General features: G+C 51.4%; 14 protein-coding genes, 1 tRNA gene and 1 riboswitch. Of the genes, 3 read left to right on the plus strand and 12 right to left on the minus strand.

Going from position 1 to position 13,185, the window contains the following annotated elements:
• Positions 1-10: 10 nt before the first annotated feature.
• Together cobU and cobC are read right to left on the minus strand one after the other, a co-directional pair.
• Entirely contained in the window at positions 11-553 is a 543-nt protein-coding gene (gene cobU, locus DACE_RS08290) for a bifunctional adenosylcobinamide kinase/adenosylcobinamide-phosphate guanylyltransferase (RefSeq protein WP_006000222.1), read from the minus strand.
• Entirely contained in the window at positions 543-1,148 is a 606-nt protein-coding gene (cobC, locus tag DACE_RS17225; protein ID WP_162013598.1) for an alpha-ribazole phosphatase, read from the minus strand. The genes cobU and cobC overlap by 11 nt, the downstream gene beginning before the upstream one ends.
• Before the next feature lie 111 nt (positions 1,149-1,259).
• A riboswitch (cobalamin riboswitch) is annotated at positions 1,260-1,378 on the minus strand.
• Between the two features lie 1,053 nt (positions 1,379-2,431).
• On the opposite strand from cobC, the gene nhaD reads away from it, so the two are divergent.
• From nhaD to DACE_RS08315, 3 genes are all read left to right on the plus strand, one after another.
• The gene (nhaD, locus tag DACE_RS08305; protein ID WP_006000227.1) at positions 2,432-3,844 is read left to right on the plus strand and encodes a sodium:proton antiporter NhaD; all 1,413 of its coding nucleotides are present in this window, start codon (positions 2,432-2,434) and stop codon (positions 3,842-3,844) included.
• A gap of 249 nt (positions 3,845-4,093) precedes the next feature.
• On the plus strand, positions 4,094-4,534 hold the full coding sequence (locus DACE_RS08310; protein WP_006000230.1) for a DUF4395 domain-containing protein: 441 nt from the start codon (positions 4,094-4,096) through the stop codon (positions 4,532-4,534).
• A gap of 44 nt (positions 4,535-4,578) precedes the next feature.
• Positions 4,579-5,817 (plus strand): M48 family metallopeptidase, encoded by a 1,239-nt coding sequence (locus DACE_RS08315; protein ID WP_198912570.1) that lies wholly within the window; start codon positions 4,579-4,581, stop codon positions 5,815-5,817.
• Positions 5,818-5,869: 52 nt separating this feature from the next.
• On the opposite strand, the gene DACE_RS08320 is transcribed toward DACE_RS08315, so the two are convergent.
• The 10 genes from DACE_RS08320 to DACE_RS08365 all read right to left on the minus strand — a co-directional run bounded on the left by DACE_RS08320 (position 5,870) and on the right by DACE_RS08365 (position 13,183).
• Positions 5,870-5,946 (minus strand) — tRNA-Arg (locus DACE_RS08320).
• Positions 5,947-6,001: 55 nt separating this feature from the next.
• Entirely contained in the window at positions 6,002-7,405 is a 1,404-nt protein-coding gene (locus tag DACE_RS08325; protein ID WP_238326408.1) for a sigma-54 dependent transcriptional regulator, read from the minus strand.
• Between the two features lie 70 nt (positions 7,406-7,475).
• Complete coding sequence (locus tag DACE_RS08330; RefSeq protein ID WP_006000237.1) at positions 7,476-9,272, minus strand: hypothetical protein; 1,797 nt, start codon at positions 9,270-9,272, stop codon at positions 7,476-7,478.
• Between the two features lie 12 nt (positions 9,273-9,284).
• Positions 9,285-9,752: a chemotaxis protein CheX gene (locus DACE_RS08335; RefSeq protein WP_006000239.1), complete on the minus strand. Its 468-nt coding sequence runs from the start codon at positions 9,750-9,752 to the stop codon at positions 9,285-9,287.
• Positions 9,753-10,012: 260 nt separating this feature from the next.
• Positions 10,013-10,471 carry a chemotaxis protein CheX gene (locus tag DACE_RS08340; protein WP_006000241.1) on the minus strand — a complete coding sequence of 153 codons (459 nt, stop codon included), beginning with the start codon at positions 10,469-10,471 and terminating at the stop codon, positions 10,013-10,015.
• Between the two features lie 60 nt (positions 10,472-10,531).
• Positions 10,532-10,903: a response regulator gene (locus tag DACE_RS08345; RefSeq protein WP_006000243.1), complete on the minus strand. Its 372-nt coding sequence runs from the start codon at positions 10,901-10,903 to the stop codon at positions 10,532-10,534.
• A gap of 27 nt (positions 10,904-10,930) precedes the next feature.
• Positions 10,931-11,419, minus strand: coding sequence for a chemotaxis protein CheX (locus tag DACE_RS08350; protein ID WP_006000246.1), 489 nt, complete (start codon positions 11,417-11,419; stop codon positions 10,931-10,933).
• A gap of 1 nt (position 11,420) precedes the next feature.
• Positions 11,421-11,804, minus strand: coding sequence for a response regulator (locus tag DACE_RS08355; protein ID WP_006000248.1), 384 nt, complete (start codon positions 11,802-11,804; stop codon positions 11,421-11,423).
• Positions 11,801-12,679 carry an HDOD domain-containing protein gene (locus DACE_RS08360; RefSeq protein WP_006000251.1) on the minus strand — a complete coding sequence of 293 codons (879 nt, stop codon included), beginning with the start codon at positions 12,677-12,679 and terminating at the stop codon, positions 11,801-11,803. Before DACE_RS08360 ends, DACE_RS08355 begins: the two co-directional genes overlap by 4 nt.
• 15 nt (positions 12,680-12,694) lie before the next feature.
• Positions 12,695-13,183, minus strand: a complete 489-nt coding sequence (locus DACE_RS08365) for a chemotaxis protein CheD (protein WP_006000253.1) — start codon at positions 13,181-13,183, stop codon at positions 12,695-12,697.
• Positions 13,184-13,185 lie beyond the last annotated feature (2 nt).

Raw genomic sequence — 13,185 nt, forward strand, 5'->3', positions numbered from 1 at the left:
ACAGTTCTTTCTATTTTAGTGTCAGCGGCAGGCCGGAAACCATAAAAACGGCTTCATCGGCATGCGCAGCCAGAGTTTGATTGCAACGACCGACAAGGTCGCGGTAGTGACGCGACAGGGTTTCCGCCGGGACAATGCCCATGCCGAGTTCGTTGGAGACGAAAATCACCGTGCGCTCTCCTTGGCGAGCGGCATCAATCATCTGGAGGGTGAGGGCCTGAATAGCGCCTTCATCAATTGTGTTCAGCTCCGTTTCAGCGGCATAGAGCAAGTTGTTGATCCACAGGGTGATGCAGTCGACCAGCACGACGCGGCTGTCACGTGTGGTTTGCAGGGCCGCAGTGAGATCCTGCGGTTCTTCAATGGTATGCCAGCCTTGCCCATCACGACGCTGGCGATGGCGGTCGATGCGCGTGGCCATTTCGTCATCGATGATCGGACAGGTGGCAATGTAGCTGCGTGGACCGGCCAGGGCCAGGGCGCGTTGTTCGGCGTAACGGCTCTTGCCGCTGCGCGCACCGCCGCTGATGTAGAGAAGGTGATTAGCTGCCATGGTTATTCAATCCGGTGAGGACGGCATGAGGGCCGTCAATGTGCAGTGTTGCGTAGCTGCCCCGTTCAAGGGTGAACTTTAAATAATCCTGCAACGGCCAGCACAGCAGGCGGCAGATCAAGCTGCGCAGGACGCCACCATGACTGATGATGGCCAGGTGGGAAGATGGTTCGGAGTGAATGGCGTCAACAATCTCATCGACCCGCTGACGAAATTGCTCCAGCGATTCACCGGCGGGAAAGCAGAAGTCATCGGCAAACGCGGCCCATTGATTGACGCGTTGCGGGTCCTTGTGGCGAATCTGGTCGAAGTTCAGTCCTTCCCATTCACCGAAATCGACCTCCTGCAGTCGAGCATCAATGGTCACCGGACAGCCCCGTTGGCGGATCAGAGGATCAGCAGTTTGGCGGGCGCGTTGGGACGGGCTGCACCACAGGGCGTCGATGGCGGGTGCGCCGTGACGATTCAGCTGATGCACCAGGCGTTTGGCCTGCAATACACCGTGATCACTCAGGGGGACATCACTGCGACCGATATAGTGCCCATCCAGTTCGGCAGCGATGGCTGCATGGCGGATGAGGGTGAGCTGTTTCATGATCAAGAGAACCGTCCAAAGCAAAAAAATCCCCGTAACCACAAAAAGGGTTACGGGGATTCCGTATTTAATCCGCGTGTCGAGTTCTGCCATCTTATTCCACGAAGATGGGGGCGAACAAATGAATCGGCCGTGTATCTGACTGACGTCGCATAGCAGCGACGAACACAGTGGCGGGTCCGCGACGGATTTGCACCGTCTTCCACGGAACCGATTATTTTTTATGTTAACGGCCAAGACGGTAGCAAAAAAGGGATGGCTTGTCATCCCCATAAATATATGGGTAAACAATTGTGCCGACCGCTTGTTGCGTAGGATTCCTTGGTGCGATCCGGTTAAGGTTTTTCTGTGTGGCCGCGGCGCGGATATGACCAACGGGAAAATGACAATAATAAATTCTAACGCAATATGAATAACGTAAACGGTTTTCACGACGGTCATCGGCTAATAAAAGGCTTGACAAGTTTTTCATTACAGCACAGAGTTCATATATTAGAATACATCACCGACCCTCTCCGGGGCATGATGTACCACCCTGAAGAGCGATAGAAAAAGTGACTGTTTCCTCCTGTTCTCAGCAAAAATTGCCCGACGCATTGATTTTTGGCAGATTGGCTAGTCTTTGGCTTTTTCTGTTTATGGTCTCTGTCATTGGTCCGGCTGCGACAACCTGTTGGTTGAGTGATTTTGCTGTTCCCTCTGCGCTGAGTGCTCCTGATCAGCCTGGAGAACACGTTGCTGATACTCCACAACAGTTCGAAGCGGAAACCGAGTTTAACAAAGAGATTCTTGTTGTTTCAGCGGTTCCGTGTGAGACGCGACACCCTGTGGTCTCAGTGTGGTTTACCGTTCTGTCCTCTTCTGACCCGATTTCACTCCTGGATTACTGGCGGGTTCCCGCCTGTCCGCGGCCTCCGCCGCTGTCTTTACCCCATCTTAGTTAAAACGTCTTTGTTATACCGCTGAATAATGATGTTTCCCGGCATCGGTTCTTCTGCATTCGTTAGAGCCGTATGCGTTTGTAGCGTCGTTGTGTGTTCTGCTGTGCCGTGTTCGTGAATGACAGACCTTTTTCATGCGCGATGTGCCCGTCGTGGCGCGTGGCTGATTGTTGTTGCGCGGCCTTCTGGATTTGCTGCACTGCCGAATCAGGTTGGCCATGCACTGACCTGCTTATTGTGCCGAACATGCTATGGACCTGTTTTGATCTGCTGAAATAGTCGATGACTGATTGCTGTCTGCAATCTTGATATATTTTTGACGAGGAATTTGACGAGGGATTTATGAAAAGTTTTTTGACACTGATGTTCTGTTTGATCGCTTTGCCGGCTATGGCCAATGAAGGTGGAGGCGCAGTGCATGACCTTACCACAACACCTTTGGGGATTATCGCCCTGATTTTGTTTGTTGCCGCCTACATGCTGGTGATTTTGGAAGAGAAGCTGCACCTGCGTAAAAGTAAGCCGGTACTGATGGCCGCTGGAATTATCTGGGTGCTGGTGGCTATTACCTTCAATGCTTTGGGCGAACCCACTGCTGCTCATGAAGCTATTGCTCACAATCTGCTTGAATATGGTGAGTTATTCCTGTTTTTGCTGGTTGCCATGACCTATATCAATGCTATGGAAGAGCGCAATGTTTTCCAGGCTCTGCGTTCCTGGTTGGTGTCGCGTGGATTTTCTCTGCGCGTCGTCTTTTGGATCACCGGTTTACTGGCCTTTTTTATCTCGCCAATCGCCGATAACCTGACGACAGCTCTGCTTATGGGTGCCGTGGTCATGGCCGTGGGTGGTTCCAATCAGCGTTTTGTCGTTATGGCGTGCATTAATGTCGTAGTCGGAGCCAATGCGGGGGGCGCATTTTCACCTTTCGGCGATATTACCACCCTGATGGTGTGGCAGAAGGGGATTGTTCAGTTTGGTCAGTTCTTTGTTCTGTTTGTCCCTGCGCTGGTGAATTGGCTGGTTCCGGCGTTCATTATGAACTTTATGATCAGCAAGGAGAAACCAGAGGCTGCTGATGAAGCCGTTGTGATGAAGTTTGGTGCCAAGCGGATCATGGTGCTGTTTCTGATGACCATTGTCACAGCCGTTTCTTTCCACAATTTTCTCGATCTGCCGCCTGCGGCAGGGATGATGTTGGGCCTGAGCTATCTGGGCCTGTTCTCCTACTTCATCAAACGCCATGAGCAATTTGCCGAGAATGTTGATCCGGCCCTTGATCTCTCCGTGGTTTCATCGGAAGGGGAGCATGAAGGGTTTGATCTGTTTCGTAAGATTGCTCGCGCTGAATGGGATACCCTGCTGTTCTTCTATGGAGTCATTATGTGTGTAGGTGGCTTAAGCCAGTTTGGTTACCTGGCTTCGGCATCCCAGTTCATGTATCACGATCTCGGCGCTTTTAATGCCAACGTTCTTGTCGGTATTCTGTCGGCAATTGTCGACAATATTCCGGTCATGTTTGCCGTTTTGACCATGGAACCACATATGTCCCATGGCCAATGGCTGCTGGTTACGATGACCGCTGGTGTCGGCGGAAGTCTGCTGTCAATCGGTTCTGCGGCTGGCGTCGGCCTGATGGGGACTGCGCGCGGCATTTACACTTTTGGCCGTCACTTGGTCTACACCCCGATCGTTGCCTTGGGCTATGCGGCGAGTATTGCCGTTCATATGCTGATCAACGCCAAATATTTCTAACAGGCTGCAAAAGCCCATTCAGAGAATGCCACAGGGCTTTTCTGTTGAGATGTTTGTGTTATGTAAAAGGGTTAGCTGGTTATCAGCTAGCCCTTTTGTTTTGGGATGACGGGAGGCTGTGGAGTAATGAATTAGTGTCTGCTATATCTTGTATTGGAAGGTAGAATGCTCTGGACAAATCCGTCGCCTCAAGGTATAACCCTTCAGTTTATGGAAGTATGCTTTTTTTTGTTTTGAGGAGGGGGTCGTATGGCACAAGCGTGTCCAATATCAATGCAGCAAGTCAATGGCAAGGCGTGCCAAATCAACGCACTGTTTACGGTGGTCTGTCTTGTGGTATTTTTATTTACATCGGCAAAATGGGTTCTTTTGCCATTGGCTGCGGATCTTTTGATTCGTGCTTTTTTGAATCCGATGTTCAGCCCATTCAACATGGCCAGCGATGCCCTGCTGCGTCAGTGTAATGTGAGCCCCCGAATGACGAATGCCGGTCCCAAACTGTTTGCGGCAAAGCTGGCATTTGTCTTTGTTGTTATCATGCTGTTAAGCCGTTTGGCGGGTTATGAAGGTGTTGCCGTATTTTTTGCTGCCTGTCTGACTTTTTTTGCCTCACTGGAGGCTGCATTCAGTTTTTGTGTGGCCTGTAAAGCTTATCCGCTGGTCCGTAAAGTTTTTGGCTCACCTTCTTGAGTCGTATCCTTTCCCTGTATAGATCCACCATCTGACCCATGACCATGGCATCGATCCTGTTCACAATCATTGTTATTCTTCTGGTTGCCGATTATGCGCTGGAGCGTGTTGTCGATGTCCTGAATAGTCGGTGGATGGGGCACACTCCTCCTTCTGAACTACAGGATTTGTATGACGCGGAAAAGTATCGCCAGCAACAGAACTATCAACGGGTGACCACCCGTTTCGGTTTTGCCACATCAACCTTCAGCCTGGTTCTGGTACTGGTGTTTCTGGGTGTCGATGGTTTTGCCTGGCTGCATGGTATGGCCGAACAACTGTCCGGCAACGGGATTATCCAGGCGCTGATCTTTTTTGGTGCGTTATGGTTGGCTCAAGATCTGTTGTCCACGCCGTTTGATCTTTACCAGACCTTTGTGATTGAGCAGCGTTTCGGTTTTAACACCATGGATGGCAAAACCTTTGTCACCGATAAACTCAAGGGCTGGTTGCTAACGGTGATTCTCGGTGGTGCGATTCTGACGGGAATTGCTTGGTTTTATTATCAGACCAAGGCGCTGTTCTGGTTGTATAGCTGGATCACCGTGACCGGATTCAGTCTGTTTTTCACCCTGTTTTACTCCAATCTGATTGTTCCTCTATTCAACAAGCAGACGAAGCTGGAAGAGGGCGAACTCAAAACATCGATCGAAGCGTTTAGTTCACGAGTTTCTTTTCCGGTGAAGGATGTTTACGTTCTGGACGGGTCAAAACGCTCCACTAAGGCCAATGCGTACTTTACCGGTTTAGGGGCGAAAAAGCGCATTGTGCTGTTTGACACACTGATCAGGGATCTGAGCTGCGACGAAGTGGTGGCGGTGTTGGCCCATGAGATTGGCCATTACCAGAAAAAGCACACGTTGCAGGGCGTGGTGCTTTCCATCGTCCAGACCGGAGTGATCTTCTATCTGATGTCGTTGTTCTTGGAGCATGCGCTGTTTTGTCAGGCTCTTGGTGTTGATCAGGCGGCCTTTCATGTCGGGCTGGTGGCCTTTGCTCTGTTGTACAGCCCCATTTCGTTGGTGACGGGATTACTGATGCATCTGTGGTCGCGTCACAATGAGTATCAGGCCGATGCTTTTGCTGTCGAACACCATGATGCGGAAAGTTTGATTACGGCCTTAAAGAAGCTGTCGGTTAATCATCTGAGCAATCTGACGCCGCACCCGGCCTATGTTTTCTTTCATTATTCCCATCCCAGTTTGTATCAACGCATCCAAGCCATGCGCCGCCTCGGGCAGTAACTATTGCAACAAAAAAAGGGTTAGCCGAAAACGGCTAACCCTTTGATGTTTATGGCGCGCGATATAGGATTCGAACCTATGGCCTCTGCCTCCGGAGGGCAGCGCTCTATCCAGCTGAGCTAATCGCGCATAGAGGCAAGTGTATAGCTTATTGCGGCACAATTTGCAACCGCAATCGTATCGTTTACAGCCCGGACTGGTTTTCCAGTTTGTTTAAAGCTTTATCGAGCTGCTTTTTCTTGATCTTTTCCAACAACGTGGTGCGTTTGAGGTTCAATAGCTCCGCGGCCTCTTTTTTGTTGCCACCGGTTTGCATCAGTGCTTGAAGGATCAGGCGGTCTTCAAATTCGCTGACGCGTGAGTTGAAGTCGGTGGTGCCCTGTTCGTTGAAGCGGGTCAGCAGACTGGGAGCCACTTCCTCATGGAGGTATTTTTCCGGCAGGTCTTTGGGGGCTACGGTTTCGCCCATATGAAGGATCGAGAGCCGCTGAACCAGGTTTTCCAGTTCGCGGACATTGCCGGGCCATGGATAACGTTTCAGGCAGTTTAAGGCCTGGTCGGAATAGGTGAAGATGTGGCGTTTCTTGCTGGTGCAGAATTTCTGGGTAAAGTGTTCGAGCAACAACGCGATATCATCTTTACGGTCGCGTAGCGGCGGAATCTGCAGTGGAATGACATTTAGCCGATAATACAGGTCTTCGCGGAACGATCCTTTGGCGACGGCCTCTTCCAGATTGCGGTGGGTAGCCGCGACAATGCGGACGTTGACTTTGATGCTTTTGACGCTGCCGACGGGTTCAAACTCTTTTTCCTGAATTACGCGCAACAGCTTGGCTTGCAGAGATGGCTTCATGTCGCCAATTTCATCAAGAAACAGGGTGCCGCCCTCGGCATGCTGCAAGCGGCCTTTCTTATTGTTTATGGCGCCGGTAAAAGCCCCTTTTTCATAACCAAACAGTTCGCTTTCCAGCAGCTCGTCGGGAATCGCCGCACAGTTGAGCGGTACAAAGTTGGCGTTGCGCCGTGGGCTGTTGAGGTGAACGGCTTTGGCAACCAGCTCTTTACCGGTACCGCTTTCTCCCTGGATGAGGATGGTACTCTCACCGTCATCGGCGAGTCGGGTGATCATCGTGAACAGGTGCTGCATGGACGACGATTGGCCAATGATGTCGGAGAATCCGTCGTCCTGTTTGGGCTCGGATTCAACGGCAGGTTGCAGCAGCAGGGCATGTTGCAGGGCCCTGTGGGTCAGCTGGATGATCTCCTGCGGCGTTGTCGGTGCGTGTAGGAAAAAATGGGCGCCGGATTGGAGAATCCGTTTGGTGCCGATGGTGGTTTCTTCCGGCACCAGCAAAATGGTGACAATGTGCGGGTTGAGGGTGTTGATCTGTTGTATTAACTCCAGAGCATCATCGTTTTGGTCGCCAAGTTGGCAAAAGGCCAGTGTCACACTGTGATTACGAATCTGTTCGAGCGCGTGCGGGCACGTATCAGCCGTCAGGACCGGTGCTGGAATTTCACCACGGATGACCTCATTGAGGGCTGTGCGCGTGTTGTTATCACTGTCAAACAGAAGAATGTGGGACACGATTGTTTCCAGAGATGTGAAACGGGTTAACACAGAAAAAAACGTGGTGTTATTGTCGCTGTTTGAGGCGCTATTGGCAAGATGTTTTCAGGTTTGTTTCGACTTTTTCACGGATCTCATCTTCTGTTGCCGGAGTCAGCAGGATGTCGTTTGCGCCGTAGCGAACCGCCTTGATGACATCGGAGCGGGTCCATTGGGGGCCGGCAACGATGAGCGGCTTCTGCGCCGGAATTTCAGAACGCACTTTGATCATGTGAGCAAAGCTTTGTTCATCAACATTGTTCATGATGAGAAACGCGCCGAGTACGGAAAACTGGCGTGCCTCACTGAAATTGTCACCGGTGCTGAATTGAAGGATTGCCGGCTCAGCCGCTGTGAGGCTGGAGGCAAAGAAGTTCTTTTGAGCATCGTCATCACCAACAATGACGATGGCGGCCGGTTTTTCCTCTGGGGCTGCCGCCGGTTTTGCTTTTTCGGCCGGTTCCGTTGCTGCTGCCGGCGCTGCAGTAGCTTTTTTCTCCGGTTGTGCAGCTTGCTCTGGCTCGCCCCAGCCACCGGTGGGAGCTGGACGTGGTGCAAGATGCAACACAGAGATTGGACATAAAAAGCTGAGTTCCCCCAAGTCACGTTCTTCGCAGTTGAGCGTGGCTGAGACCTGGTAGTATTCATCATCGGGAAAGGGCTCTGGGTCTTCGACTTTAACCTTGGTCGGTGTGAAGAGGTGCAGATCTCCTTTTTTGAGATGGAACTTGCGCGGATACATCTCATCAAAGTTCTGAACCAGGCCGCCACTGATGATGTTGGCGACTTCACCAAAGGCATCTTCGAGATCTTCACCAAGTTCCCCGGATTTGGTGTGGTTTTCAATCTCCTCTTCCGGCAGCATGATCATGGTGCCGCCGAAGTAGATGGCATCTTTCAACTCGGTGATGAAATAACCGGTTCCTTCGCTATCCCCGGTGACGAGCATTTCAGCGGCAATGGCTTTTTTACCGGGGCGGGAAAAGTATTCCTCCTTGGACACGTAGCGTGTCGTCAGGTTTTCCAGCTCGAGTTCGAGGCCGAGCATGCTGCCAACTTCTTCAGCGCACTGAGTCAATGATGCTTTAAGAGCGCGATCAGCGGTCGGACAGTCGACATATTTGACCTCTTCAGCCGGTTCCTCAACGGCGGGCTCATCGACCTCTTCATCTGCGTCAGTCGGTTGCTCTTCAGGCTCAGCAGTGGCTTGTGGCTGCTCCTGCCCCTGCCCCTGCTCCGGTTCGGGTTCCGGCGCCACTTGCGGTTCGGCAGGTTGGCTGCCCAAGCCAAGCAGTTGTGCCGGAATAATGACTTCGAGACGGTGCATCTCGTATTCGTCAAGAGTGATCGCGCAACTGGTATGAAAGTATTCGCCCGGAGGGAACGGTTGGTCTGCCTGAGGGTCCAGTTGGGTAGGGATAAAGTCGTCGACGGTGGTGCGTTTGAAATGCATGTTTTCCGGATACATATCCAGAAAAACCGAGGTGTAGACGCCGGCAATGATGTTGGCAACTTCACCATAGGCATCGGCTGCTTCCCCCTCAAACGTGCGCATTTTGCAGTTTTCCTCAATCTGATCTTTGGGAAGCATGATCAGGGTGCCGCCGAGAATGACGGAATCCTTGAGGTCGCTGATAATGAACGCATCTCCGGTGTGATCGCCGGAGATGACCATGGTCGATAAAACGGAACGACCACGGTTGATGGCAAACAGCTCTTCTTTGTTCAGGACGTCCATGCGGTGGTCGGTCAGGTCGACTGTCGTGCCGAGCAGGGCACCGACTTCCTCCGCCAGTTGTTCTAAAATTGTGTTGAAAACACTTTGTACAACTGCTGAAACCGCCACAAAGTTACCTGTCTACTTGGGTGCTTTGAGTTTGAGTTCGACGAGAAGTTCCCCTTCATCGAGATAAAAGGGAACCGTGGTCCAGGAGGCGTCGTCCATGCCGCTGACACGATAGGACCGCCCAGCGAGAACCGTTGGTACGGCGAGGTTGATTTCAACGCCGTGCTCGGTGAAGCCATCTTTGATGCCACCCAGGATCATATTGGCCATCTCACCGACAGTGTCTTTGACATCGGCATCAACCTCATCAACATCCATACCCAGCAGTGCACTGGTGATGGCAAAGGCAACTTCTTGAGGGCAATGGATGGTGAGCATACCCTGGATCTCACCGGCAAAGCCGAGCATGCCTGAAATACTGTTTTTAAATTCATACACTTTTTCCGCCAGGCTCATTCCCGGGGTCAGCGGCATCATCAGCATCGTGTCAAACACCGCCTGAGTGCTGTCTATGATTTGTTTTTGCAGGTCTAAATCCACGCAACTCTCCGAAGCAGAACCTGTCGCAAAGGTCTGTTAAGACAAGTCATTGCGACAGGTTTGGTCAAGTTCTCTATTTACAGGATGTTGAAAAAGCCCCATCCGGGGGGCTTTTAACGACACAAACCGAAAATGTGATTTCCGTCTTGCTTACAGACTCAAGCATTTGAGAATACATGTCTTTGAGTCTGTAATCCCGTCCATGGGTTCCACAGGCTGTATTTCAACAGCCTGTTAAATGGTCTGAAGGTGATTGCAGGTCAACAGGTTTTCAGCTGCAATTCGACGAGAAAACTCCCCGCTTCGATGGTAAAGGGTACGACAACCCAATCCGCATCAGCAACACAGTCCATGCTGTATTCATCCCCGTGGATGCAGGACGGGATGGATAGGGTGACATCTTTACCGGCGCCATCGAGAACCATTTTGATATTACCGGCAAGCATGTTGGCCAGCTCACCGATGGCATCGGTGACGTCATCATTGATTTCATCAACGTCCATTCCCAGAAAACTGCTGGTAATAGCTTTGGCAACGTTGTCCGGGGTGTGAATCGCCAGCATCCCCTGGCAGGTGCCTGCAAGCCCGATTACACCGGAAACCGAGCAGGTAAAGCTTTTAACGCTTTCTTTGAGAGGATCGCCAGGTGTGATGCCCAGCATGATCATGGTTTCAAAGATCTCTTTGGTGGCGTCGGTGATGTTTTTTTGTAAATCCAAAATTCTCCTCCTGCATCAATGCAATCTCAGAACCTGTGATCTGAGGTTGAAATCGACAGATTAAATCAGGCCACCGAGTACTTCTTCAATTTTGTCCGGTGTGAAAGGCTTCTTGATATTGCCAGCCGCTCCGAGGGATTTTGCTTCACCAATGATGTCGGAGCCGCCTTCAGTGGTGATCATGACCACGGGAATTCCGGCAATGGCGGCGTTGTCTTTTTTCTGGCGCAGAAATTCGATGCCATCCATGTTGGGCATGTTGATATCGCTGAGGATCAGGTCGACACTCTCATTTTCAAGCAGATTCAATGCCTCCTGGCCGTCACCGGCTTCAAGAATCTCATCAAAGTCCAGGCCTGCCTGGCGCAAAGAACGAGATACGATTTTTCTCATGGTGCTGGAATCATCAATAACAAGTACACGTTTCCCCATCGGTCTATCCTTTCTTGGTGTTTTTATTTATGAGTCGCTTAAAAGTTCGGCGAGTTCGTCGCCATTAGCCGAAGTCAGTTCGACGATAACCGGCAGTTCATCTGCCAGGTAGTAGTAACTGTGGGAGTCTGTTTCGCTGAAATCATCGCCTTGGTTGATCTCCGGAAGGTTTAACGCAAAGGTCTGGTCTTCCGGAAGCACTTCGGCCATGAATCGACCGGCCAAGGTATTGAGAAATTCAGCTAGAAGGTCTTCCACCTGTTGTTCAGTGATCTCATCACGATCCATGGTGTAAACGGTTTCAACGACCTGCATTAGCAGTTCTTCGCCCATCTCCAGACGCATCTCCAGTAGAATCGGCTTAGCAACCATCAGGGTGACACTCAGGCGCTTGCCATCAAGTTCCTCAAGCTCTTCACGGCTGCTTTCGTCGACATCAAGAAAAGCCATGTTTTCGAGTGTCTCAGCGAGAACGGATGTGATTTTTTCCTGAAGGATCTGTTCGAATTCCTGCATGTTAGTCTTCCTCCGAGTCCAGTAACGGCGTTAATACTTCACTGAGAATCGCCGGATTGACCGGTTTGTTGACCACAGAGAATGCTCCCATGTCGAGCAATTCCTGCGATTTGGCCGGATTGCCGGCGCTTGTGATGATCAGTACGGGCAGATCAGTCAGTCTCGGGCTGGCCTTGACCCATTTTAGCAAGGCTTCGCCGTCCATGACCGGCATATTCAGATCGCTGACGAGGAGATCGGTCTGTTCCTGTTTGACCAGGCCTAGCGCTTCTTTGCCGTTTTCCGCTTCGGCAAATTCCGCATCCATCAGACCAACGATTTCCAGGCACCGCCGGATCATCATGCGTGCTGTGGCTGAATCGTCAGCAATGACTATCCTTTTCATCGGGATTTCTCCTTTGTATCAGACATCGCGCAGTCGAGTTTGTCGAACTCTTCATTGACTTCAAGCATAACAGATGCAATTTGCTCTGAAGACAGATCAAAATAATCAGTGTATTTTTTATCCAGGTGGTATTGCAATGAATCGGAAGCTTGACTACCACACATCATGGCAACAATGCAACCAAGGTGCACCGCATAAACCAGAGGTTTATACTCATCTGGTGCTTCAGCGGGCATGTGGTGATAACGGATGGCCATCTGCAGGCTCTCCGGAAGCTCCCAGTTTTTAGCCAGAACATAACCGGCCTCAGTGTGGTCAATGCCGAGAAGTTCCCGCTCACCGGCCAGATAATCTTCAACCTCGTGGTCGTCAATACTGACCAGAACATCGTTGGCTGTCTGGCCGAGAAAGTCGGAGAGAACAGCTTTACCGACGGCATGAAGGATGCCGGCGGTAAAGGCCAGGTCAGCACTCAGGGTTACTTTGGCAAATCGGGCGATCTCGCGGGCGGCAATGGCAGTACGCAAGTCATGATTCCACAATTCGCTTTTCGGACCTTCATAACCTTGCAGCTCTTTATGAAACAGGGCCGATGCGCTGTCGCCCAAGGCAATGCCCGCGACCATGCGTTCCCCCAAGTAGGAGACGGCACGATCAATGGTGGTTACCTCATGAGCCAATCCGTACGCGACCGAGTTGACAATCTTGAGCACCCGAGCTGTCAGGGACGAGTCGCACTTGACGATGTCGATAACTTCATGGATGTCGTGATCTTCCTGAGATGTGATCTGCAACAAGCGTGAGGCACTTGGAGACAGCAGAGGGACATCTTCAATCGCTTTGAGAATCTCTTCTTTTTTGGCGCGTTGTTTCATGCGTAGTCCCCCTTTCTATAGTTTCCACTCGCCGCGTCCGGGCGAGGAGAGAATGACTTCTCCGCTGGACACCGACACCGAAACGGTCCGGCTGTACGTTGAGCCGAGATCTTCGGCAACGGGACCTAGGGCATATTTCCATAACACCTTCTTGACGGCCAGCGCGTTGCGTTTGCCGATGTTGAATGTGTTGTTGGGGTCCATGATTTTTGCTCCGCCGGCAAGTTTGACAATAAACCCGCGTCCGCGGGGATCACAGCCCATGTCCGCCATCTGTTTCAGCAGTGCCGGGATACCGGTGTCGGCAAAATAACCCGGGCGGGTTTTCACCTTTTCCGGATTGATTTTGGATTCCGGCAGTGCGACATGCACCATGCCAACCGTGCGCGTTTTAGGGCACATCAAGATGACAGCGACACAGGACCCCAGCGCGAACGTCTTTACAATGTCTCCGGCTGTTCGGGATGCGCCGAATTCGCCAACACCTAGAATCACATTGCTCATCG

Source organism: Desulfuromonas acetoxidans DSM 684, assembly GCF_000167355.1.
GTDB lineage: Bacteria > Desulfobacterota > Desulfuromonadia > Desulfuromonadales > Desulfuromonadaceae > Desulfuromonas > Desulfuromonas acetoxidans.